Here is a 22,452-nt window from a genome sequence, read left to right as displayed (position 1 = left end):
CGAACCGGGTAAGAAGGAACCCGGCAGACCCGAAGGTCTCCCACGCACAGCCACCATAAAACGGGAATGCGGGCACAAAAAAAGCGCCTGCAATCGTAATGGGGGCGCCTGTGCGCCTTCTTAAACTCGGGTCGCCAAACCCGGTCGCTGAATTTGCAGCGACGGCCAAAGAGTAACGTCCTGTTTTGCAAAGTGCAACCGTGCGGAGATCTTGCGCATTTCTTTGATGCAGCATAAATTGTGCGGGCATGTAGATTTACCTCAACGCCTCCGGATCGCTCCCGGGGGCGTTTTCGTTAGTGCTGGGTGGCGGCGGGGCGAGCGAGAGTGAGCCATTGCAAGTGGTTCCCTTGGCGAGCTCTTTGCCGCATCTGCTGTAGCGCTTCGGGATTGCGCAGCAGGTTGGGAATCAACTGGCGAGCGTCGTGAATCACCACGTCTGCGGGCGGCTGAATCGCTAGCAGCGTCCACTCCAGGTCATGCCACAGCACAATCAGTACCTGAGCATCGGCCGAAATCGCTTGATCGCGCAGGGCAAGCAAGCGCTGGCGACCTTTGATCTCTGCGGTAGAAGGCAGAGAGGCTTCAAGTACACCGACAAGATCCAATGCTTGGTGGGGAAGAAAGGTCGGGGTCATGCTGCCTCCTGCACGTTGGCAAACAGCGGCGGGGGTGTTTCGCCTTTGAGCCAAGCCAGGATCTTGCTGTCCTCGGCGCACCGTCGGCGGTGTTCTACCGCGAGCAGTTCGCGCTGCTGTGCCAGACATTCATCCACATAGCCGGACAGGTCCGAGGTCAACTTCATTTCACGGTGCAGCCGTTCACTCGCGGTTTTTTCCTCGGCAAGATCCTGCTCAGTGAAGTGTCGCCACACCGCCGGATCGTTCGAAAATCCGGCCGATTGATCGACCAGCCAGTAGGTGACCCAGTCGGTCAAGCCTAGCGATTTCAGCGCGGCGCGGCGGCCCTCTTTTATCGCGAAATGGCCGGTGCCGTAAATGCTGGAAAACTCCCTGCGTACCGCGTTTTTACGGATCAGTTCAGGCAATTCCCAGGGATTGGGTTTAAGCGGAAGGACCAGGCCATCCGGGTTGAAAAAGAAGGCTTCTTGTTCTTCCCCGTTCCAGCTCACGCCGGCGATGGTGCGATGACGCCAGTTGATTGCCCCGGGTTGATAGAGGCGAAATCCGATGCTGTAGGAATCGAGAAACGGACCTTTGAATGGACTGTAGTTGCGCTTCATGCGGCCACCTGGTCACGCGCCTCGATGCGGCTGCGTGTCCATGCCTGCACTTCGGAAAGAACCCAGGCGACAGGGGCGCCGCGTGCGTTGCTGTTGCTCAATTTGACGGGCAGGGGAAAGTTGCAGTCAGGGCGCTGCATGAGCTTGTAGATAGTGGGGCGAGCAAGGCCTACCATCGCAATGACTTCGTTGATACGAATGAGGGTTGTTGCGGGGTCGCGAGCTGGGGATTTGGTATCAATTGCTAGGATGGAAGATGTCATAGTCGTGCCTATATGGTGAGAGACAGGCACAGACTAGAGAGGGGAAAAAAAGCAAACACGGTTTGCTTTTGATTGAAATTATCGAGGTAGGTATCCACCCATAATCAGGTATTTTTTGACTGTAGGCTCGGATGCTATGCCCTCTTTTTTTACCAAGGCTTTTTTAAGCTCCCGCTCTGAAATAGTAGGATTGGCCAAAATGTGACGGTCAGCCGCACTGCGAATGCGCTCGAAGAGATCCGCGACTTCCTGCTGCTTTACCGACTCTGGCTTTCTGTTAGCCTTACCCGCAGCCGCGCCTCTTTGAGATGCCTTAGCGGAAAACGCTTTACTCAGCGCCTCGCTTAGAAAATTGGCCACATTGAAGTTACCCTTCGACACGTCGATGTCTTCAACTTGTCTGTAGAGGCTCGCCAGCATGATCGCCTTGTCGGCATCGCCCATGAATGTGCGGAAGGATTCACGAGCGTCAATTTCCCCGCCTGGATCCTTTAGTCGCTCCTTTTCGGCCAATGCACAATATTTCTTAGGATCCGTTACTTGCATTTGGGCTATGAGGTCTGCGTCAAGATCGAAGACGTAGAGTTCCGTTTCAAATAGCCAGTTGGCGAGAACTTGAATGGCTTGAATGCTCTGCACTAGGGTGTAAGTCGCGACGAGTTGCGAGTCCGCAGCGTTGTGATCAATGCTATGAAACCGTCGTATGACATTTGGCAGTGAGGCTGCATCGGCGTAGCAAGCATGTTCTTCAATCTCGTCGCGGAGTCGAAACATCGTAGCAACCACCGACCCTGCTCGATCAGGATAACGGCCATCCTCAAGCCAGAATGAGGTGGCGTAATTGGCCAGCTCCAGCGCCTCTTTGAAATACTCCCGAAACGGCGAATACAACGCTAACTCACGCACGGCCTGTTCGATATCGTCTAGTTCCCACAGCAAATTACTGACATCGAAGCCAGCAATCTCTAGGCGGCCAATTGGCATGCTCTCATCGTCCATTCACCACCCCTTGGCCCCGCTTTGCGTCACGGATGCAGCGGTTCACGACACGGTCCTCCTCGACCAACAGTGAGGTGGTTGGGCAAATGTTGTTACACGATTCGACCAAGTAACACGTCGTGTAGCGCTGACCATTTCTTCGTGTGACGTGAACTAAGTTCTTTATATTCAATTGGTTATCTAGTTTCGTTACACCAGTAACACGCGTAACACGGGGGGGGGGGGCGGGAAAGCAATCTCACACCGCCTTTCCAAACTGGCCATGCACTACATTGCCAGCTGCCAGCTCATCAAGATGGTCGGCATACCACTGCATCATCGTTACTCGTTTTTCAAGGTATTGAGCTTTGTTGTACACCCCTGAGATGCCTTCCTCTTTGTGGGCAAGCTGTGCCTCAACGTGTTCCTTCGGCCAGCCATGTTCTCGGAGCAGTGTGCTCGCTGTATGTCGAGTACCGTGTCCAACTAGGCGACCTTTGTAGCCAATTGTGGCAAAGACCTTATTGATCGTATTTTCACTAATGGTCGGATTTTTGGCTCCGACCCCGGGGAAGAGCCAACGACTGCGACCGGTTAAGCAGTGCAGCTCTTTCAGTGCTGCAACAGCTTGGTGGGGAAGGGGGCATACAAAATCCCGACGCATCTTCATCTTGGTGGCAGGAGTGGTCCAAATGGCTTTCTCAAGGTCGAATTCCTTCCATTCGGCCAAGCGGACCATCCCAGGCCGTGATGCCGTCCATACACAAAGCCATGCCGCAGTGCGGGCCGTCAGCCTGCTCGGGGTGTTTTTGAGTGCCTGGAGGAAATCAGCCAGTTCAGGCTCCAGCAAATGTGGATGCTGCTGAGTCTTAGGGGCTTGGGCCGCAATATCGCGAAGGCGGCTGCCCGGATCGTTTTCAGTCAGGCCTAAGCCGATGGCTCGCCCGAAGATCTGATTTATCCAGGTGCGACACTTCTCCGCCACGTTGTGTGCGTCTCGGGCTTCTATGGATGCCTGGAGTTCTGCGCAATCGGTACGGGTGATTTCGTCTAGAGGCTTGTCCCCCAGTGCAGGAAGTATGTCTTTGTCGAGGTAGGTGCGGATTTTGTTCAGGGTGGAGGATGCGAGACCCTTTTCCTCTTTCGCCCTCAGCCAGGCATCGGCAGCAGCTCGAAAGGTTCGGGTTTTGGCGGCATCGATAGCAGCTTTCGCGGATCGCTTTTGTTCAAGTGGATCGGCACCACTACTCACTACTTTGCGTAGATCGGCAGCTTTGTCTCGTGCCAACGCACCACTTACCTCCGGGTAACCCCCAAGCCCCATCCAAGCCCAATTGCCCGCCGGACGTTTGTAGCGAAGCTGCCAGGATTTACCACCATCAGGTTTCACCCTGAAGTAGAGGCCGTTTCCGTCCAGCTCCCGGTATTCCTTTGATTCCGGCTCCAGTCCCGCAAGTGTTGTATCTGCGAGAGGGCGGCGCTTGATGTCTGCGCGCTTCATCCTTGTATCCCAAAGTTCGGTATTTTTCTCAGGATACAAGCAGGGATACAGGGATACAACGGATAAGGGGATACAGAGGTAGATAGCCAGACACAAAAAAACCGGCTCAAGTGGCCGGTTTCTTTGGGTCTGAGAGTCTGATAGAGACTTTCAGAAACTGCTATATGGTGCCCCGAGGGAGACTCGAACTCCCACTCCTTTCGAAAACGGATTTTGAATCCGCCGCGTCTACCAATTCCGCCATCAGGGCTCAATGGCGGCGAAGTATAGAGATGAGATAACCGTTGGTCAATCAGGTACATGGAGAATTTTTGATATTTCCGCTAGACTTCCCGGCCCTGCTAGACGAACCCCATCATGCGCGTTGCTGACTTTACCTTTGAGCTCCCTGATTCGCTGATTGCTCGCCATCCTTTGGCCGAGCGTCGCGGTAGTCGCCTGTTGACCCTGGACGGGGTCAGCGGCGCCCTGGCACACCGTCAATTCACTGATTTGCTCGAGCATTTGCGCCCGGGCGATTTGATGGTGTTCAACAATACCCGGGTGATTCCGGCGCGGCTGTTTGGCCAGAAGGCTTCCGGCGGCAAGCTGGAAATCCTGGTGGAGCGGGTGCTCGACAGTCATCGCGTGCTGGCCCATGTGCGTTCCAGCAAGTCGCCAAAACCGGGTTCGAAGATCCTGATCGACGGCGGTGGCGAGGCCGAGATGCTGGCGCGTCACGATGCGTTGTTCGAGCTGGGGTTTGCTGAAGAGGTGTTGCCGCTGCTCGACCGTGTCGGGCACATGCCGTTGCCTCCTTATATAGACCGCCCGGATGAAGGCTCGGACCGCGAGCGTTATCAGACGGTGTACGCCGAGCGCCTGGGCGCGGTGGCGGCGCCGACGGCGGGGCTGCATTTCGACCAGCCGCTGATGGAGGCGATTGCCGCCAAGGGCATCGAGACTGCGTTCGTGACCTTGCACGTTGGCGCCGGCACCTTTCAGCCGGTGCGCGTCGAAAAGATTGAAGATCACCACATGCACAGCGAATGGCTGGAAGTCGGTCAGGACGTGGTCGATGCCGTTGCGGCCTGCCGCGCTCGCGGTGGTCGCGTGGTGGCTGTGGGAACCACCAGCGTGCGTTCTCTGGAAAGCGCCGCTCGTGATGGCGTGCTCAAGCCGTTCAGTGGCGATACCGACATCTTTATCTACCCGGGGCGGCCGTTTCATGTGGTCGATGCCCTGGTTACCAACTTCCATTTGCCCGAATCCACGCTGTTGATGCTGGTTTCGGCATTCGCCGGTTATCCCGAGACCATGGCCGCCTATAAAGCCGCCGTCGACAACGAATACCGCTTTTTCAGCTACGGTGATGCGATGTTTATCACCCGTAATCCCGCACCACGTGGCCCTGAGGAAACAGAATGAGTCGCACCAGTCGCATGTCTTTTGAGCTCCTTGCCACCGATGGCAAGGCTCGTCGCGGTCGTTTGACCTTCCCGCGCGGTACCGTCGAGACCCCGGCCTTCATGCCGGTGGGCACCTACGGCACGGTCAAGGGTATGTTGCCGCGGGATATCACCGCCACTGGCGCGGAAATCATTCTGGGTAACACCTTCCACTTGTGGCTGCGTCCTGGCACCGAAGTGATCAAGAAGCACGGCGACCTGCACGATTTCATGCAGTGGAAAGGCCCGATTCTTACAGACTCCGGCGGTTTTCAGGTGTTCAGCCTGGGCGCGATGCGCAAGATCAAGGAGGAGGGCGTGACCTTCGCTTCTCCGGTCGACGGCGCCAAAGTGTTCATGGGCCCGGAAGAGTCGATGCAGGTCCAGCGCGATCTGGGCTCGGACATCGTGATGATTTTCGACGAATGCACCCCGTATCCGGCCGATGAAGACGTCGCTCGCGTCTCGATGGAACTGTCGTTGCGCTGGGCCCAGCGTTCGAAAAACGCCCATGGCGACAACACCGCAGCATTGTTCGGCATCGTTCAGGGCGGCATGCACCAGGATTTGCGCATGCGCTCGCTGGAAGGCCTCGACAAGATCGGCTTCGATGGCCTGGCCATCGGCGGTCTGTCGGTGGGCGAGCCCAAGCACGAGATGATCAAAGTGCTGGATTACCTGCCGGGCCAGATGCCGGCTGACAAACCTCGTTACCTTATGGGCGTTGGCAAACCGGAAGATCTGGTTGAGGGTGTGCGCCGCGGTGTGGACATGTTCGATTGCGTGATGCCAACCCGTAATGCCCGCAATGGGCATCTGTTCATTGATACAGGCGTGCTGAAGATCCGTAACGCGTTCCATCGCCATGATGATTCGCCGCTGGATCCAACCTGCGATTGCTACACCTGCCAGAACTTCTCCCGCGCTTATCTGCATCATCTGGACAAATGCGGCGAAATGCTGGGTAGCATGTTGAATACCATCCACAATTTGCGCCATTACCAGGTGCTTATGGCTGGTTTGCGCGAGGCTATTCAACAGGGTACATTGGCCGCCTTTGTCGATGCCTTCTATGCCAAACGCGGTTTACCTGTTCCGCCTTTGGACTGAGTTTCCTGACCCCAAGATTCAACATTTGCAACTGGAGTGCTAAATGAGCTTTTTTATCTCTAATGCCATGGCTGACGCTGCTGCACCTGCGGCAGCCCCGATGGGCGGCGGTTTCGAGTGGATTTTCCTGGTCGGCTTCCTGGTCATCTTCTACCTGATGATCTGGCGTCCACAGGCCAAGCGCGCCAAAGAGCAGAAAACCCTGCTGAGCAGCCTGCAAAAAGGTGACGAAGTTGTGACCACCGGTGGTATCGCCGGCAAGATCACCAAAGTGTCCGACGACTTCGTTGTCCTGGAAGTCTCTGACACCGTCGAAATGAAATTCCAGAAAGGCGCCATCGCCGCCACGCTGCCAAAAGGCACGCTCAAAGCGATCTAAGTTCCAACTTCTACTCAATCGACGGGGCGCGCAAGGCGCCCCGCGTCATAAGCGGGCGGCGTGATGCTGAACAAATACCCTCTGTGGAAATACATTCTGATCCTGGCGGTGCTGGCGATCGGTCTGATTTATTCCGCTCCCAATCTATACCCTGATGACCCGGCCATTCAGGTCAGCGGTGCAAGCACTGCACTGCAGGTTACTCAGGCTGATCTGGATCGTGTGAGCACCGCGCTCAAGGATTCCGGGATCAACGTCAAGGCGGCCACCCTGGCTGAAGGCGGCAAGGGCGGTCTGATCCGTCTGACCAAGGCTGAAGATCAGCTGCCAGCCAAAGACGTCGTACGCAAGGCATTGGGTGATGACTACGTCGTTGCATTGAACCTGGCCCAAACGACCCCGCAATGGCTGCGCAGCCTTGGCGCGCACCCGATGAAACTGGGTCTGGACTTGTCCGGTGGTGTGCACTTCCTGCTGGAAGTGGACATGGATAAAGCCCTCGATGCACGCCTGAAAGTCTACGAAGGCGACGTCAAGAGCCTGTTGCGCAAAGAGCGTCTGCGCTATCGCAGCCTGCCGCAACTGGGCGGTGCCATTCAGCTGGGCTTCACTGATGAAGCAGCCCGTGAAGAGGCGCGTGCGCTGATTCGCAAGAACTTCAACGATTTCGATATTGTTCCGGCCGACCTCAATGGCCAACCGGTACTGCGTCTGGCGATGACCCCGGCCAAGCTGGCGGAAATCCGCGAATACTCCATCAAGCAGAACTTGACCACGGTACGTAACCGCGTCAACGAGCTGGGTGTTGCCGAACCTATCGTTCAGCGTCAAGGCGCCAACCGCATCGTGGTTGAGCTGCCGGGCGTGCAAGACACTGCAGAAGCCAAGCGTATCCTCGGCAAGACGGCCAACCTTGAGTTCCGTCTGGCGGCTGAGCCTGGTGCTTCGAAAGCCACTTCCGAATCGTTCGAGTTCCGGGAAGGCAATCGTCCTCCGGCGCTGATCGAGCGTGGCTTGATCATCACCGGTGACCAGGTGACTGACGCCAAGGCTGGCTTCGGCGAGCAAGGCACGCCAGAAGTGAACATCCGTCTGGATGGCCATGGCGGCGAGCTGATGAATCGCGCGACGCGTAACAACGTCGGTCGCAGCATGGCGGTGATCTTCATCGAGCAACGTCCTGTCACTACTTACGTCAAGCAAGTGGTCAACGGCGTCGAGAAAGACGTACCGGTTCAGACGTTCAAAGAAGAGAAGAAAATCATCAGCCTGGCGACCATTCAGTCGCCGCTGGGTGCCCAGTTCCGCATCACCGGCCTGACCGGCCAGGGCGAGTCGTCCGAGCTGGCATTGCTGCTGCGTGCCGGTGGTCTGGCGGCACCGATGTACTTCGCTGAAGAACGTACCATCGGTCCAAGCCTGGGTGCCGACAACATCACCAAAGGTATCGATGCATCGCTGTGGGGCATGCTGTTTGTCTCGCTGTTCATCATGGCCATCTACCGCTTCTTCGGCCTCATCGCCACCGTTGCGCTGACGGTGAACATGGTGATGCTGCTGGCCCTGATGTCGCTGCTGGGTGCAACGCTGACCCTGCCAGGTATCGCCGGTATCGTGTTGACCATGGGTATGGCGGTCGACGCCAACGTACTGATCTTCTCGCGGATACGTGAAGAGATTGCGGCCGGCATGAGCGTGCAGCGGGCAATCAACGAAGGCTTCGGCCGGGCATTCACCGCGATTCTCGACGCCAACCTGACAACCTTGTTGGTCGGCGGGATTCTCTTTGCCATGGGCACCGGCCCGGTCAAGGGCTTCGCAGTGACCATGTCCCTGGGGATCTTTACCTCGATGTTCACGGCCATCATGGTGACCCGCGCGATGGTCAACCTGATCTTCGGCGGTCGTGACTTCAAGAAGTTGTGGATTTAAGGGGCTGCCATGTTACGTACAATCAACTTCATGGGCGTTCGCAACGTTGCGTTCGGCGTCACATTGTTCCTTACGGTTCTGGCTCTGTTCAGCGTCGCCACCAAGGGCATGAACTGGGGGCTGGACTTCACCGGCGGTACGCTCATCGAGCTGACCTACGAGCGTCCGGCTGACGTCACCAAGGTGCGTGAGCAACTGGTGACGTCGGGTTATCAGGAGGCAATCGTACAGAGCTTCGGTGCGACTACCGATTTGCTGGTGCGTATGCCAGGTGATGACCCGCAACTGGGTCACCAGGTGGCCGAGGCCTTGCAGAAGCTCGGTGGCGACAACCCTGCGGTGGTCAAGCGTGTCGAATTCGTCGGCCCTCAGGTCGGTGAAGAACTGCGCGACCAGGGCGGCCTCGGCATGCTGATGGCGCTGGGTGGCATTTTGATTTACCTGGCTTTCCGCTTTCAGTGGAAGTTTGCAGTCGGTGCGATCATTTCGCTGATCCACGACGTGATCGTGACCATCGGTATCCTGTCGTTCTTCCAGATCACCTTCGACCTGACGGTACTGGCGGCGGTGCTGGCGATCATTGGCTACTCGCTCAACGACACCATCGTGGTATTCGACCGGGTTCGTGAGAACTTCCGGGTACTGCGCAAGGCCAGCCTGATCGAGAACATCAACATCTCGACTACGCAAACCCTGCTGCGGACCATGGCGACGTCGATCTCCACGTTGCTGGCGATCGCAGCCTTGTTGTTCTTCGGTGGCGACAACCTGTTCGGCTTCTCCTTCGCCCTGTTCATCGGTGTTCTGGCGGGTACTTACTCGTCGATCTACATCGCGAACGTGGTGCTGATCTGGCTGAACCTGAGCAGCGAGGACCTGATTCCCGCTGCAGTGGCAGAGACTGAAGTCGACGACCGTCCATAACGGTTATCGCTTTTCCAGCTGAAGCCCGAGAAGGCGCGAGTATTGAACTCGCGCCTTTTTTTATGCTCCAAGGCTGGGAGAAGCGCGGGTTTGTCCCGTCTGTGATGGTCAGGAGGTTCATGTGAACAAGTCGTTGCTGGTTGGTGCGGTATTGGGTGCTGTCGGTGTCACTGCCGGGGGTGCTGTTGCCACCTACAACCTGGTTAAAAGCGGCCCTGAGTATGCGCAAGTGTTGGCCGTTGAACCGGTCAAGACACAAATCAAGACTCCACGTGAAGTGTGCAAGGACGTTACGGTTACCCGGCAAGCGCCGGTGAAAGATCAACACCAGATCGCCGGTACGGTGGTCGGCGCGCTGGCGGGTGGCCTGTTGGGCAACCAGATCGGCGGCGGTACAGGCAAGAAAATCGCCACAGTGGCCGGTGCGGTCGGCGGCGGTTATGCGGGTAACAAGGTGCAGGAAGGCATGCAGGAGCGTGACACCTACACCACCACTCAAACCCGCTGTAACACCGTGAATGACATCAGCGACAAAGTTGTAGGCTATGACGTTCGTTATTCGCTGGATGGCAAGGAAGGCAAAGTGCGGATGGATCGCGATCCGGGCAACCAGATTCCGGTCGACAAGGAAGGCAAGTTGATCCTGAGCCAGAACGAACCGGCTCAACAATAAACTAAGCGCCTCAAGCAAAAAGAAGCATCTCGAGAGGGATGCTTTTTTTGTGCCTGAATTTTATGTTCGCCGCCAACGTGCTATGAAAGACTTCTCATTTTTCGCGGCCTTGCGCCTGCCTGTCCGAGACCTCATGCCTGCCATTGATCATCCCCTGATAGACCAGTTCCTTGACGCCCTGTGGCTGGAAAAAGGCCTGTCCGATAATACCCGCGATGCTTATCGCAGCGACCTGGCCCTGTTCAACGGTTGGTTGCAGGAAAAGAATCTGGAGTTGATCAACGCCGGTCGCGAGTTGATCCTCGATCACCTGGCCTGGCGTTTGGAACAACACTACAAACCCCGTTCCACGGCGCGATTTCTTTCCGGTGTGCGTGGCTTCTATCGCTATTTGTTGCGGGAAAAGCTGATCGCGGTCGATCCGACATTGCGTGTCGATATGCCTCAGCTAGGCAGGCCGTTGCCTAAGTCCTTGTCGGAAGCCGATGTGGAATCGCTGCTGGCCGCGCCAGACCTGAGCGAAGCCATCGGCCAGCGAGACCGCGCCATGCTGGAAGTGCTTTACGCCTGTGGCTTGCGGGTTACGGAGCTGATCAGCCTGACGCTGGAACAGGTCAACCTGCGCCAAGGCGTGTTGCGGGTGATGGGCAAGGGCAGCAAGGAACGACTGGTGCCGATGGGCGAGGAGGCGATTGTCTGGGTCGAGCGCTACATGCGCGATGCCCGTGGCGAGTTGCTAGGCGGGCGTCCCAGCGATGTACTGTTCCCCAGCCTGCGCGGCGAGCAGATGACCCGCCAGACTTTCTGGCATCGCATCAAGCACCAGGCCAAGGTCGCCGGGATCAGCAAGTCACTGTCGCCGCACACGCTACGCCACGCTTTCGCCACGCACTTGCTCAATCACGGCGCCGATTTGCGCGTGGTGCAAATGCTGCTCGGCCACAGCGATCTGTCGACCACCCAGATCTATACTCACGTCGCCCGCGCGCGCTTGCAGGACCTGCATGCCAAGCATCACCCCAGAGGCTAGCGTAAACCCTGTGGCGAGGGAGCTTGCTCCCGCTGGGTTGCGTAGCAACCCCAAAACCAGGCGCTGCATTTATTCAGGAAAGCCCGACTGGCCTATTTGCGACTGCTACGCAGCCGAGCGGGAGCAAGCTCCCTCGCCACAATAATGGGTGTCAGTCAGGCATGGGTGTCTCGCGTCACCCGCATTCGGCCACGGGGGCCTTATGTGGTAGGCTTTGCCGGTTTGCACGATGGGCGGTTATGACCCGGTGTTTCGGCACGGGTGTTCTGATCGTCCCATTTGTCCGCCTTCAGGAGTTCTCATGCGTCTGACCCAGATTTTCGCCGCCGCAGCCATTGCGTTGGTCAGTACTTTTGCCGTCGCCGATGACACGGCCGACAAAGCCATTCGTAAAAGCCTGCAAACCCTTGAGCTCGATGTGCCGGTCGAAAGCATTACCGCCAGCCCGTTGCCAGGTCTGTATGAAGTCAAACTCAAGGGCAGCCGTGTGCTTTACGCCAGCGCCGATGGCCAATACGTCGTTCAGGGTTACCTGTTCCAGCTCAAGGACGGCAAACCGGTCAACCTGACCGAGAAGACCGAGCGCCTGGGTGTTTCCAAACTGATCAATAACATTCCAGTGGCTGAAACCGTGGTTTACCCGGCCATCGGTGAAACCAAGTCGCACATCACCGTGTTCACCGACACCACCTGCCCGTATTGCCACAAGCTGCACGCCGAAGTGCCGGCGTTGAACAAGCTGGGTATCGAAGTGCGTTATGTTGCGTTCCCGCGCCAGGGCCTGGGTTCGGCGGGTGACGAGCAATTGCAAGCCGTGTGGTGCTCCAAGGACAAGAAAGCGGCCATGGACAAAATGGTCGATGGCAAGGAAATCAAGGCCGCCAAGTGCGAGAACCCGGTAGCCAAGCAGTTCGCCCTCGGCCAGTCGATCGGCGTGAACGGTACACCGGCCATCGTTTTGGCTGATGGACAGGTCATTCCGGGCTACCAGCCTGCGCCACAAGTCGCCAAACTGGCATTGGGCGCGAAATAGTTTCGCATCGTCATGGTCAGCCTTTGACGATCATGGTTCGGCGGCAATATTGTCGGGCCATTAATCGAGAGCCGCGAATATGCGGTTGTTTTCACGGCCGGCCTTGAGTCGGCCGTTTTATGGGGAGTTCACAGTGAAACCGGTCAAAGTAGGCATCTGTGGGTTAGGGACCGTCGGTGGCGGTACCTTCAACGTACTTCAGCGCAACGCCGAGGAAATTGCTCGTCGTGCCGGGCGTGGAATCGAAGTGGCACAAATTGCCATGCGCACGCCAAAGCCTCAGTTCCAGACGACCGGTATTGCGATTACCAACGATGTGTTCGAAGTGGCCACGAACCCTGAGATCGACATCGTTATAGAGCTGATGGGCGGCTACACCGTTGCCCGCGAGCTGGTACTCAAGGCCATCGAGAATGGCAAGCATGTGGTCACCGCGAACAAGGCACTGATTGCCGTTCACGGTAATGAAATTTTCGCCAAGGCTCGCGAGAAGGGCGTCATCGTGGCGTTCGAAGCGGCTGTGGCCGGCGGCATTCCTGTGATCAAAGCGATCCGTGAAGGTTTGTCCGCCAACCGCATCAACTGGGTGGCCGGGATCATCAATGGCACAGGCAACTTCATCCTCACCGAAATGCGTGAGAAGGGTCGCACCTTCGAAGACGTACTCGCCGAAGCGCAAGCCCTGGGTTACGCCGAAGCCGACCCGACCTTCGACGTCGAAGGCATTGACGCAGCCCACAAGCTGACGATCCTGGCGTCTATCGCTTTCGGCATTCCGCTGCAATTCGACAAGGCTTACACCGAAGGCATCACCAAGCTGACCACCGCTGACGTGAACTACGCCGAAGCGCTGGGCTATCGCATTAAGCACCTGGGCGTGGCGCGTAGCACCGCGGCCGGTATCGAGTTGCGTGTGCACCCGACGCTGATCCCGGCCGATCGCTTGCTCGCCAACGTCAACGGCGTGATGAACGCGGTGATGGTCAACGGTGATGCTGCCGGTTCGACCCTGTTCTACGGCGCCGGCGCCGGCATGGAACCGACCGCTTCGTCGGTGATCGCTGACCTGGTGGACGTGGTTCGCGCCATGACTTCCGATCCGGAAAACCGCGTGCCGCATCTGGCCTTCCAGCCGGATTCGCTGTCGGCCCATCCGATCCTGCCGATCGAAGCCTGCGAAAGCGCTTACTACCTGCGCATTCAGGCCAAGGACCATCCGGGCGTGTTGGCTCAGGTGGCGAGCATCCTGTCGGAGCGCGGTATCAACATCGAATCGATCATGCAGAAAGAAGTCGAAGAGCAAGACGGTCTGGTGCCAATGATCCTGCTGACGCACCGTGTGCTGGAACAGCACATGAACGACGCGATCAGCGCCCTGGAGGCCTTGGAAGGCGTGGTCGGCCCGGTCGTACGAATCCGCGTCGAGCACTTGAACTAACAACAGCAGCGGCAAGCTGCAAGCCTCAAGCGGCAAGTCAAAGGCAGTTCGGCTTTTACTTGCAGCTTGTAGCTCGTAGCTTGCAGCTCAAACCAAAGGTTTGCCCCTATGCGTTATATCAGTACCCGCGGCCAGGCACCGGCCCTGAATTTCGAAGACGTCCTGCTGGCCGGTTTGGCCACGGATGGCGGCCTGTACGTGCCGGAGAACCTGCCTCGTTTTACCCAGGAAGAGATCGCTTCCTGGGCCGGCCTGCCGTATCACGAGCTGGCCTTCCGGGTGATGCGTCCGTTCGTGACCGGCAGCATTCCCGATGCCGATTTCAAAAAGATTCTTGAAGAAACGTATGGCGTGTTTTCCCACAACGCCGTTGCGCCACTGCGTCAGCTCAATGGCAACGAATGGGTACTGGAGCTGTTCCACGGCCCGACCCTGGCATTCAAGGACTTCGCCCTGCAACTGCTCGGTCGTCTGCTCGACTACGTGCTGGAAAAGCGCGGCGAACGCGTGGTGATTGTTGGCGCCACCTCCGGTGACACCGGCTCGGCCGCCATCGAAGGCTGCAAGCACTGCGAAAACGTCGACATCTTCATCCTGCACCCGCACAACCGTGTGTCCGAAGTGCAGCGTCGCCAGATGACCACCATCTTCGGCGAAAACATCCATAACATTGCCATCGAAGGCAACTTCGATGACTGCCAGGAAATGGTCAAGGCCAGCTTCGCCGACCAGAGCTTCCTCAAGGGTACGCGCCTGGTGGCGGTGAACTCGATCAACTGGGCGCGGATCATGGCCCAGATCGTTTACTACTTCCACGCAGCCCTGCAGCTGGGTGGCCCGGCGCGTTCGGTGTCGTTCTCGGTGCCAACCGGCAACTTCGGCGATATCTTCGCCGGTTACCTGGCGCGCAACATGGGCCTGCCGATCAATCAGTTGATCGTCGCCACCAACCGCAACGACATCCTGCACCGCTTCATGAGCGGCAATCAGTACGTCAAGGAAACCCTGCACGCGACGTTATCGCCGTCGATGGACATCATGGTGTCGTCGAACTTCGAACGCCTGCTGTTCGACTTGCACGGTCGTAACGGCGCGGCAATTGCCGGTTTGATGGACACCTTCAAGCAGGGCGGCGGTTTCAGCGTCGAAGAGGAGCGCTGGACCGAGGCACGCAAACTGTTCGATTCGCTGGCCGTGGACGACGCCCAAACATGCGAAACCATTGCCGAAGTGTTTGAGCAAACCGGCGAACTGCTGGACCCACACACCGCTATCGGCGTGAAGGCTGCGCGCGAATGCCGACGTAGCCTGGATATCCCGATGGTGATCCTCGGTACAGCCCATCCGGTCAAATTCCCGGACGCAGTGGAAAAAGCTGGTGTAGGAAAAGCGCTCGAACTACCTGCACATCTTTCTGATTTGTTTGAGCGAGATGAGCGTTACACCGTATTGCCGAACGACCTGAAAGCCGTGCAGGCCTTTGTCAGTCAGCATGGCAACCGCGGCAAGCCGCTGTAACCGGTAAAAGCTGTCACATTTTGAAGCCCGTCTCCTGACGGGCTTTCTCATTTCTGCATGCCACACTTGCCGGGTTTCGTAAAAGAAGAGCCGCCCATGAAGGACGGGCGAGACGATCACCAAGGAAGTGGCAATGCTGTTTTTCAGAGGGTTTAAACCAGCCGTGTGCTGGATGTTTTTGCTGGGCACCCTGGGTTTTGGGCCATGGGTGAAGGCCGCACAATTGACGACACATGAGTCCCGGGAGTCAACCACCGTCGAACGTATTGAGCTGGACGCTCAGGAGCGGCAATGGATTGCTGAACATCCGATGGTGATCGTGGCGTCAGTGCAGTACCCGCTGTATCTGTTCAAGGATGAGCACGGTCACTGGAGCGGTTTGAACAACGACATTCTCAACCGCATCAGCGCCATGACAGGGTTGCGGTTCGTCCATGAAGAGTCGTTTTCCACCGACCAATTGCTGGAGCGCCTGGAAAGCGGCGCGGCAGAAATGAGTACAACGTTGGCAATGAATGATGAGCGCAAGGAGTTTCTGGATTTCAGCCATGCATTCGGCGGGGCGGGCTGGGTACTCGTAGGACTGGCCGGCACCCCCGCGATACAGTCCCTGAAACAGCTGTCGAAAAGAGTCCTGGTATTGCCGACCCGGCACGCCCTGGAAGGTACGATTCGTCGTGACTACCCGGCAATTGAGCTGCGGTCGGTCAAAACCTATGCTGAAGCCCGGGCTCTGGTAGAAAGCGGCGAGGCCTACGCCACCATTGAGAACGAAATTGGCGCGCAGCTCTATCCCTCGGGCCGGCTCAAGGTCGGGCATGCGGTGGAGGGTAAATGGGAGGCTGATCATTTGGCCGTCCGCAAAGCGCAGCCACAGTTGTTGAGCATCCTCAACAAGGCGCTCGAAGCATTTCCACCCGACGAATTACGCGCCATGCGGTTGAAATGGCTGAACGGAATTGCGTCGGTACACGCGCCCTCGACCTGGCAACGGATAACCCATTGGGGGTGCTGGAGCCTGTTCATCGTTAGCCTGTTCGGCTTGCTCTCATTGCTGTGGAACCGCAGGCTCGCGGCACTGATCAAGCAACGTCGGGACGCCGAGAAAGACCTCAATGACCAGCTCGCCTTCCAGCACGCCTTGATAGATGCCATGCCCGATCCGATGTTCGTGCGTGATCTGCAAGGGCGTTTGATCATGTGCAACAAAAGCTATGAAGAGCGTTTGTCGACCCGCTTCGACCAGGTTCAGGGGCGACAGCTGACCGAACTTGATGTCTTGCCCAAAGCGACTGCCGAGCAGCTGCACACCGAGTTTATGGCCCAGCTAGGTACTCACAAGACCCGTTTCAGCGAGCGTCAATTGATGTTCAAGGATGGCGTCAGGGACATCTATCAGTGGACGGTGCCGTTTTACAGCGCGGACGGACAATTGCGAGGACTGCTGGGCGGGTGGAGCGACATTGGTAAGCGTACACGCCAGGTGTGAAGTGGTAATGCCTGTCAGTCAGGCGCAATCCCTGTGGGAGCGGGCTTGCTCGCGAAGAGGGAATATCAGTCGACATTAATATTGCCTGGCACACCGCCTTCGCGAGCAAGCCCGCTCCCACAAGTTCTGCACCTGGCATTAAACGTGAGTCAGCTGTTTTTTTACTGTCATCTTGACCGTGCATGCTCTATTTACCAGAGGCGCCGGTGCGCCTGCCGTTGGAATTCAGAACTTTCTTCTCGGGCCTGTGGTCATTTACTGTGGACACGCCCCAGGCACTTTGTTTTCGGACTATTGAGTGGTGATCGAGATGGAAAGTATCAGTCTATTGCTCGGTGAGGCTCTGAGCCCGTATCAGGTCACGTTGACCCCGTCGGGTGCCCATGGCGAGTGTTTGGTGACATTGAAAAGTACGAGCGGCGCAACCGTGGTTGAACGGACGTTCAATCACGACCAGTTAACCGATAAACGTCTGCTGACGGATGTCGTCGACGGCCTGCACCGTGACGTGCTGATTGCTGAAGGACGCCTGGAGCCCTGTGTCATCGCAGCGTTGCGCAATGCGGCTCAGGACAAGATCCTGGCCAGCCGAAATTGAATGATTTTTTGTGGGAACCTTCCTGCGCCCCGTTCAGTCAGACTTTGTAACAGCAGGATCAAGCATTGTGCTCCGGTGCTTGTAGCTTGTTGTCACTGGCCTGATTCAGGCCACGTTTAACCCCGAGATGTCTCCCCACTTCTCGGGGTTTCTTTTTGCCTGCGATTTGTCATTGCGCGGCCTGACGCTCGAAAAAGGCTCTGGTTTCTTCCAGGTAGTCCTTGCGTCTTTGTGGGTCGAGCCAGTCGGCGTATAGCGGGGCCAGGCGCTCGCGGGGCAATGCACGCAATAGCTGGTTGATTTCACTGATCGCCTGTCGCCCCTGGGGCGTGTTCGAGCAGCCGATGTATCCGGACAAGTATTTACCCGTGCCTTTGACCGGATAAAACTCCAACTGATCATCGGCAATCTGTTCCTGGTGAGCCTGATAGCGGATTTCCGGCCAGTAACCCAAGACCACTTGCAAGCGACCCAGGCGCTGCATCTGCAACAGATTGCCGAGGGCGTCGTTGCCGTAGTGAGCCGTCAGCACGCCGGGCGGCGCTTGTTGCAGCAACGTGTCGAGGATTTGACCGTAACGACGCTCGGCGACCACACCGACTTTCTCTCGACCGCTGGCCAACAATGCTGCCAGATCGACTTCATCGCCAAAGAGAAAAGGCTTCAGAGCCGACCGATCTTCACGTCGGATCACCAGCCCATTGCTGACTGCCCGGAAGACCGGTATGGAAAACGCAATCCAGTGTTCGCGCTCCTCGCTCCAGATCAGCGAGGGGTCGCAAGTGAAAGACTTCTCATGGAGCATTTGCATGCCACGGGCACGATTGACCCGCATCAGGGTGTGTTCGTACTGGGGCATCCCGGCGATCAACAGCGGCATCAACTGATCGATAACGCCTTGGCCTTTTTTCGGGCCTTCGAAGACCGTCAGTGGCGGCAGGTCGCGCAGCAGCCAGAACAAATGTTCCTTAGGTTGCGCCAGGGCCGGGGATATCAGCCCCGCCAACAGCCCGAGCAGCACTAGCACACGCCCGATGCCGGCGTAATCGATTGCGGATGAAAGCAGGCGCTTCAGCTTAGATGGCCCCGTCTTCACGCAACCGTGTGATCTGTGCCGAGTCGTAGCCAAGGTCGTGGAGCACCTGCGCATTGTGCTCACCCAACTGCGGCCCGACCCATTCGGAGCTGCCGGGCGTCTCAGAGAGTTTTGGCACAATGCCGGGCATTTTGAAGTCCTTGCCGTCGGGCAGCTTGGCTTGCAAAAACATTTCCCGGGCCAGGTACTGCGGATCGCTGAACATATCTTCGGCACTGAAGATTCGGCTGGCGGGAACGTCGGCCTGGTTCAGCTGTTCGATCACGGCGTCCAGCGGCAGCGAGTTGACCCAGCGATCGATCACACCGTAAATCTCGTCGCGACGGCTGTCACGCCCATCGTTGCTCGCCAGCACAGGGTCATTGGCCAGGTCTTCGCGACCGATGACCAGCATGAAACGCTTGAAGATCGCATCGCCATTGGCGCCGATTTGCACGTGTTTGCCATCAGCGCTGGTATGGATAGAGGAGGGCGTGATACCCGGCATGATGTTGCCGGTGCGTTCGCGGATGAAGCCGAACACATCGAACTCCGGGACCATGCTTTCCATCATGGCGAAGATCGCTTCGTACAACGCCACATCCACCACTTGGCCCAAGCCGCCGTTGACCTCGCGATGACGCAAGGCCATCAGTGCGCCGATCACGCCCCAGAGCGCGGCAATCGAATCGCCGATGGAAATCCCGGTGCGCACCGGCGGCCGGTCCTCGAACCCGGTGATGTAGCGCAGGCCGCCCATGGACTCACCGACCGCGCCGAAGCCTGGCTGATCTTTCATCGGTCCGGTCTGGCCAAAACCCGAAAGCCGCACCATCACCAGTTTCGGGTTCAGTGCATGCAAGACGTCCCAGCCCAGGCCAAGCTTTTCCAGCACGCCAGGGCGAAAATTCTCGATCAGGATGTCTGCTTCGCTGAGCAGCTGTTTCAGGATCGCCAGGCCATCGGGGTGTTTCAGGTTCAGGGTCAAAGATTTCTTGTTACGCGCCTGAACGAACCACCACAGCGAAGTGCCTTCATACAGCTTGCGCCATTTGCGCAACGGATCACCGCCGTCCGGGGATTCGATCTTGATCACTTCGGCGCCGAACTCGCCGCAAATACGCGAGGCAAACGGCCCGGCAATCAACGTACCCAATTCGATGACTTTCAGACCCGAGAGCGGTTTGTTGGAGAACGGCATACTGAATCCTGTAGGACAAAGGCTGAGCGAATGCAGAGTTTTAACATAGGCCGACGCCCATCGCCCAAAGTTGATGCCTTCAATTCGTTGATTGCCTGTTGCATCGGTTAGACTTGCCGCCTTTCCTCGTATCAAGAAGCCCGTTCATGGCCCAGCCGTCCACGACCTACAAGTTTGAACTGAACCTCACCGACCTCGACCGCAGTGTCTACGAGAATGTGAAGCAGACCATTGCCCGTCACCCTTCGGAAACCGAAGAGCGCATGACCGTGCGGCTGCTGGCCTACGCCTTCTGGTACAACGAACAGCTGTCCTTCGGTCGCGGTCTGTCAGACGTGGATGAACCGGCGCTGTGGGAAAAGAGCCTGGATGATCGTGTACTGCACTGGATCGAAGTCGGCCAGCCAGACGCCGATCGCCTGACCTGGTGCTCGCGCCGCACCGAGCGCACCAGCCTGCTGGCTTACGGCAGCCTGCGGGTCTGGGAAACCAAAGTGATCCCGGCGATCAAGAACCTGAAAAACGTTCACATCGCCGCCGTGCCTCAGGACGTGCTGGAAACCCTGGCCAAGGACATGCCGCGCGTTATCAAGTGGGATGTGATGATCAGCGAAGGAACGATTTTCGTCACCGACGACCGTGGTCAGCACGAAGTCCAGTTGCAGTGGCTGAGCGGTGAACGCGGCTGATTATTCGCCGCTGAACCGCTTTACCCGGTTTTATCCTACGTATTCAAGAGAAGCACCTGTCACCCCATGCGCATCGAACCTCGCCTGTTGCCCGATACCCTGCCATTCCTCGGTGATATTCCACCGCTGCTGACCCGCCTTTACGCAGCTCGCGGCGTGCAATCCGAGGCTGAACTGGACAAGAGCCTGGCGCGGTTGATTCCATATCAACAGCTCAAAGGCATCGATGCCGCGGTGGATTTGCTGGTGACGGCTCTGGAACAGCGTCAGCGGATTCTGATCGTCGGCGACTTCGACGCCGACGGTGCGACGGCCAGTACCGTGGGCCTGCTGGGGTTGCGCCTGCTGGGCGCGGCGCACGTCGACTATCTGGTGCCGAACCGATTCGAATATGGCTACGGCCTGACACCGGAAATCGTCGGAGTGGCGCTGACCCGCGAGCCGCACCTGCTGATCACCGTGGACAACGGCATCTCCAGCGTCGAAGGTGTGGCGGCGGCGAAAAAGGCCGGGCTCAAGGTGCTGGTCACCGATCACCACTTGCCCGGCGATGAACTGCCGTTGGCCGATGCCATCGTTAATCCGAATCAGCCGGGTTGCGCGTTTCCGAGCAAAGCCCTGGCCGGAGTCGGGGTGATCTTCTATGTACTGATGGCCCTGCGCGCGCGCTTGCGCAGCCTGGGTTGGTACGAGAGCAAGCCGCAGCCGAACATTGGCGAACTGCTGGACCTGGTGGCACTGGGCAGCGTCGCCGACGTGGTGCCGCTGGATGCCAACAACCGGATTCTGGTGCATCAGGGGCTGGAGCGGATTCGCGCCGGGCGTGCGCGGCCGGGGATCAAGGCGATCCTTGAAGTGGCCAAGCGCGACCATTCGCGCATCACCTCCACTGATCTCGGCTTCATCCTCGGCCCACGTCTGAACGCGGCGGGGCGTCTGGACGACATGAGCCTGGGCATCGAATGCCTGCTCACCGAAGACGCGGGTGCTGCCCGTGAAATGGCCGCTCAACTGGACGGCATGAACCAGGACCGCAAATCCATCGAGCAGGGCATGCAGCGTGAGGCGCTGGCCCAACTCAAGGATTTGCCGGTGGAGTCGATGCCGTTCGGCCTGTGCCTGTTCGATCCCGAGTGGCACCAAGGTGTCATCGGAATCCTCGCCTCGCGTATGAAAGAGCGCTATTTCCGTCCGACCATTGCCTTTGCCGATGCCGGCGATGGCCTGCTCAAGGGCTCGGGGCGTTCGGTTCAGGGCTTTCATATTCGCGACGCCTTGAGCGTGGTCGCGGCGCAACATCCGAACCTGATCAGCAAATACGGCGGCCACGCCATGGCGGCGGGCCTGACCTTGCCGGAAGCGAATTTTCCGTTATTTGCCGAGGCTTTTGACGCTGAAGTGCGTAGGCAACTGCGCGAAGAAGACCTGACCGGGCGCCTGCTGTCGGATGGCACTTTGGCGGTCGAAGAGTTTCACCTGGAGCTGGCCCGCGCCCTGCGCCACGCCGGGCCTTGGGGGCAACACTTCCCGGAGCCGCTGTTTCATGGGGTGTTTCAGTTGGTCGAGCAACGCGTTGTGGGGGAGCGGCACCTCAAAGTGGTGCTGAGAAGTGAATGCGGTTCGGTGAAGCTGGACGGCATTGCCTTTGGTATCGACCGTGATATCTGGCCAAATCCGACCATCAAGTGGGTTGAACTGGCTTACAAGCTCGACCTCAATGAGTTCCGTGGGAACGAGACCGTTCAGTTGATGATTGCCCACATCGAGCCGCGATAGTGCGTTAAAGATCAAAAGATCGCAGCCTTCGGCAGCTCCTACAAAGGCATGCCGTACACCTGTAGGAGCTGCCGAAGGCTGCGATCTTTTCTTGAACCCTCCACTGATCTGCGAAGTCGACTAGTCTCTAAGCACTGCTTGATTATCCTTGTGACGTCTTGTCGAATTTTTTGCC

At 57.8% G+C, this 22,452-nt stretch carries 21 protein-coding genes and 1 tRNA gene; 14 read left to right on the top strand and 8 right to left on the bottom strand.

All coding sequences use genetic code 11. From position 1 onward, the window contains the following. Window positions 1-296: 296 nt before the first annotated feature. The 6 genes from ABH909_RS27150 to ABH909_RS27125 all read right to left on the bottom strand — a co-directional run bounded on the left by ABH909_RS27150 (window position 297) and on the right by ABH909_RS27125 (window position 4,235). A complete protein-coding gene (locus ABH909_RS27150; protein WP_429439048.1) occupies window positions 297-638 on the bottom strand; it encodes a hypothetical protein in 342 nt (113 codons plus the stop codon). Next, window positions 635-1,243, bottom strand: coding sequence for a hypothetical protein (locus ABH909_RS27145; protein WP_429439045.1), 609 nt, complete (start codon window positions 1,241-1,243; stop codon window positions 635-637). Before ABH909_RS27145 ends, ABH909_RS27150 begins: the two co-directional genes overlap by 4 nt. Beyond that, window positions 1,240-1,506, bottom strand: coding sequence for a helix-turn-helix transcriptional regulator (locus tag ABH909_RS27140; protein WP_427635489.1), 267 nt, complete (start codon window positions 1,504-1,506; stop codon window positions 1,240-1,242). Before ABH909_RS27140 ends, ABH909_RS27145 begins: the two co-directional genes overlap by 4 nt. 78 nt (window positions 1,507-1,584) lie before the next feature. Next, a complete protein-coding gene (locus tag ABH909_RS27135; RefSeq protein ID WP_429439041.1) occupies window positions 1,585-2,505 on the bottom strand; it encodes a hypothetical protein in 921 nt (306 codons plus the stop codon). Window positions 2,506-2,743: 238 nt separating this feature from the next. Further along, window positions 2,744-3,985, bottom strand: coding sequence for a tyrosine-type recombinase/integrase (locus tag ABH909_RS27130; RefSeq protein ID WP_429439038.1), 1,242 nt, complete (start codon window positions 3,983-3,985; stop codon window positions 2,744-2,746). 165 nt (window positions 3,986-4,150) lie between these two features. Further along, window positions 4,151-4,235, bottom strand: a tRNA-Leu gene (locus tag ABH909_RS27125). A gap of 107 nt (window positions 4,236-4,342) precedes the next feature. On the opposite strand from ABH909_RS27125, the gene queA reads away from it, so the two are divergent. From queA to ABH909_RS27065, 12 genes are all read left to right on the top strand, one after another. Further along, on the top strand, window positions 4,343-5,392 hold the full coding sequence (gene queA / locus ABH909_RS27120) for a tRNA preQ1(34) S-adenosylmethionine ribosyltransferase-isomerase QueA (RefSeq protein ID WP_007903547.1): 1,050 nt from the start codon (window positions 4,343-4,345) through the stop codon (window positions 5,390-5,392). 14 nt (window positions 5,393-5,406) lie between these two features. Then, a complete protein-coding gene (gene tgt, locus ABH909_RS27115; RefSeq protein WP_162130630.1) occupies window positions 5,407-6,522 on the top strand; it encodes a tRNA guanosine(34) transglycosylase Tgt in 1,116 nt (371 codons plus the stop codon). 43 nt (window positions 6,523-6,565) lie between these two features. Next, window positions 6,566-6,901, top strand: coding sequence for a preprotein translocase subunit YajC (yajC, locus tag ABH909_RS27110; RefSeq protein ID WP_095631737.1), 336 nt, complete (start codon window positions 6,566-6,568; stop codon window positions 6,899-6,901). Between the two features lie 63 nt (window positions 6,902-6,964). Beyond that, a complete protein-coding gene (secD, locus tag ABH909_RS27105) occupies window positions 6,965-8,833 on the top strand; it encodes a protein translocase subunit SecD (protein WP_429439035.1) in 1,869 nt (622 codons plus the stop codon). A 9-nt stretch (window positions 8,834-8,842) separates the two neighbouring features. Beyond that, window positions 8,843-9,757, top strand: a complete 915-nt coding sequence (gene secF, locus ABH909_RS27100; RefSeq protein ID WP_429439033.1) for a protein translocase subunit SecF — start codon at window positions 8,843-8,845, stop codon at window positions 9,755-9,757. 121 nt (window positions 9,758-9,878) lie between these two features. Further along, the gene (locus ABH909_RS27095) at window positions 9,879-10,430 is read left to right on the top strand and encodes a glycine zipper 2TM domain-containing protein (protein WP_429439030.1); all 552 of its coding nucleotides are present in this window, start codon (window positions 9,879-9,881) and stop codon (window positions 10,428-10,430) included. A gap of 133 nt (window positions 10,431-10,563) precedes the next feature. After that, window positions 10,564-11,460, top strand: coding sequence for a site-specific tyrosine recombinase XerD (xerD, locus tag ABH909_RS27090; protein WP_429439027.1), 897 nt, complete (start codon window positions 10,564-10,566; stop codon window positions 11,458-11,460). A gap of 301 nt (window positions 11,461-11,761) precedes the next feature. Next, window positions 11,762-12,493, top strand: a complete 732-nt coding sequence (gene dsbC / locus ABH909_RS27085; RefSeq protein WP_429439024.1) for a bifunctional protein-disulfide isomerase/oxidoreductase DsbC — start codon at window positions 11,762-11,764, stop codon at window positions 12,491-12,493. A 133-nt stretch (window positions 12,494-12,626) separates the two neighbouring features. Continuing rightward, window positions 12,627-13,931 (top strand): homoserine dehydrogenase, encoded by a 1,305-nt coding sequence (locus ABH909_RS27080; protein WP_429439021.1) that lies wholly within the window; start codon window positions 12,627-12,629, stop codon window positions 13,929-13,931. 108 nt (window positions 13,932-14,039) lie between these two features. Then, window positions 14,040-15,449 (top strand): threonine synthase, encoded by a 1,410-nt coding sequence (thrC, locus tag ABH909_RS27075; RefSeq protein ID WP_429439019.1) that lies wholly within the window; start codon window positions 14,040-14,042, stop codon window positions 15,447-15,449. A gap of 133 nt (window positions 15,450-15,582) precedes the next feature. Further along, on the top strand, window positions 15,583-16,938 hold the full coding sequence (locus ABH909_RS27070) for a transporter substrate-binding domain-containing protein (RefSeq protein WP_429439016.1): 1,356 nt from the start codon (window positions 15,583-15,585) through the stop codon (window positions 16,936-16,938). A 310-nt stretch (window positions 16,939-17,248) separates the two neighbouring features. Then, window positions 17,249-17,536, top strand: a complete 288-nt coding sequence (locus ABH909_RS27065; protein WP_429439013.1) for a DUF3509 domain-containing protein — start codon at window positions 17,249-17,251, stop codon at window positions 17,534-17,536. A 169-nt stretch (window positions 17,537-17,705) separates the two neighbouring features. Here the strand turns inward: ABH909_RS27065 and ABH909_RS27060 are convergent, their stop codons facing one another. Next, window positions 17,706-18,632, bottom strand: coding sequence for a TIGR02285 family protein (locus ABH909_RS27060; protein WP_429439010.1), 927 nt, complete (start codon window positions 18,630-18,632; stop codon window positions 17,706-17,708). Further along, the gene (locus tag ABH909_RS27055; RefSeq protein ID WP_429439008.1) at window positions 18,613-19,812 is read right to left on the bottom strand and encodes a CaiB/BaiF CoA transferase family protein; all 1,200 of its coding nucleotides are present in this window, start codon (window positions 19,810-19,812) and stop codon (window positions 18,613-18,615) included. The genes ABH909_RS27060 and ABH909_RS27055 overlap by 20 nt, the downstream gene beginning before the upstream one ends. Before the next feature lie 146 nt (window positions 19,813-19,958). Between ABH909_RS27055 and ABH909_RS27050 the strand changes: the two genes are divergently transcribed. Together ABH909_RS27050 and recJ are read left to right on the top strand one after the other, a co-directional pair. Then, on the top strand, window positions 19,959-20,501 hold the full coding sequence (locus tag ABH909_RS27050; protein ID WP_095631726.1) for a YaeQ family protein: 543 nt from the start codon (window positions 19,959-19,961) through the stop codon (window positions 20,499-20,501). Window positions 20,502-20,567: 66 nt separating this feature from the next. Next, a complete protein-coding gene (gene recJ / locus ABH909_RS27045) occupies window positions 20,568-22,277 on the top strand; it encodes a single-stranded-DNA-specific exonuclease RecJ (protein ID WP_429439005.1) in 1,710 nt (569 codons plus the stop codon). The last annotated feature ends 175 nt before the right edge of the window (window positions 22,278-22,452 follow it).

The organism is Pseudomonas sp. BS3782 TE3695, from assembly GCF_050435305.1.
GTDB lineage: Bacteria > Pseudomonadota > Gammaproteobacteria > Pseudomonadales > Pseudomonadaceae > Aquipseudomonas.
This window is presented reverse-complemented; position numbering and strand designations above follow the sequence as displayed.

Excerpts from the sequence above, each read along its gene's own strand:
- ABH909_RS27150 (WP_429439048.1), bottom strand. The coding sequence starts at position 638 with ATGACCCCGACCTTTCTTCCCCACCAAGCATTGGATCTTGTCGGTGTA.
- ABH909_RS27145 (WP_429439045.1), bottom strand. The coding sequence starts at position 1,243 with ATGAAGCGCAACTACAGTCCATTCAAAGGTCCGTTTCTCGATTCCTAC.
- ABH909_RS27140 (WP_427635489.1), bottom strand. The coding sequence starts at position 1,506 with ATGACATCTTCCATCCTAGCAATTGATACCAAATCCCCAGCTCGCGAC.
- ABH909_RS27135 (WP_429439041.1), bottom strand. The coding sequence starts at position 2,505 with ATGGACGATGAGAGCATGCCAATTGGCCGCCTAGAGATTGCTGGCTTC.
- ABH909_RS27130 (WP_429439038.1), bottom strand. The coding sequence starts at position 3,985 with ATGAAGCGCGCAGACATCAAGCGCCGCCCTCTCGCAGATACAACACTT.
- queA (WP_007903547.1), top strand. The coding sequence starts at position 4,343 with ATGCGCGTTGCTGACTTTACCTTTGAGCTCCCTGATTCGCTGATTGCT.
- tgt (WP_162130630.1), top strand. The coding sequence starts at position 5,407 with ATGTCTTTTGAGCTCCTTGCCACCGATGGCAAGGCTCGTCGCGGTCGT.
- yajC (WP_095631737.1), top strand. The coding sequence starts at position 6,566 with ATGAGCTTTTTTATCTCTAATGCCATGGCTGACGCTGCTGCACCTGCG.
- secD (WP_429439035.1), top strand. The coding sequence starts at position 6,965 with ATGCTGAACAAATACCCTCTGTGGAAATACATTCTGATCCTGGCGGTG.
- secF (WP_429439033.1), top strand. The coding sequence starts at position 8,843 with ATGTTACGTACAATCAACTTCATGGGCGTTCGCAACGTTGCGTTCGGC.
- xerD (WP_429439027.1), top strand. The coding sequence starts at position 10,564 with ATGCCTGCCATTGATCATCCCCTGATAGACCAGTTCCTTGACGCCCTG.
- dsbC (WP_429439024.1), top strand. The coding sequence starts at position 11,762 with ATGCGTCTGACCCAGATTTTCGCCGCCGCAGCCATTGCGTTGGTCAGT.
- thrC (WP_429439019.1), top strand. The coding sequence starts at position 14,040 with ATGCGTTATATCAGTACCCGCGGCCAGGCACCGGCCCTGAATTTCGAA.
- ABH909_RS27070 (WP_429439016.1), top strand. The coding sequence starts at position 15,583 with ATGCTGTTTTTCAGAGGGTTTAAACCAGCCGTGTGCTGGATGTTTTTG.
- ABH909_RS27065 (WP_429439013.1), top strand. The coding sequence starts at position 17,249 with ATGGAAAGTATCAGTCTATTGCTCGGTGAGGCTCTGAGCCCGTATCAG.
- ABH909_RS27055 (WP_429439008.1), bottom strand. The coding sequence starts at position 19,812 with ATGCCGTTCTCCAACAAACCGCTCTCGGGTCTGAAAGTCATCGAATTG.
- ABH909_RS27050 (WP_095631726.1), top strand. The coding sequence starts at position 19,959 with ATGGCCCAGCCGTCCACGACCTACAAGTTTGAACTGAACCTCACCGAC.
- recJ (WP_429439005.1), top strand. The coding sequence starts at position 20,568 with ATGCGCATCGAACCTCGCCTGTTGCCCGATACCCTGCCATTCCTCGGT.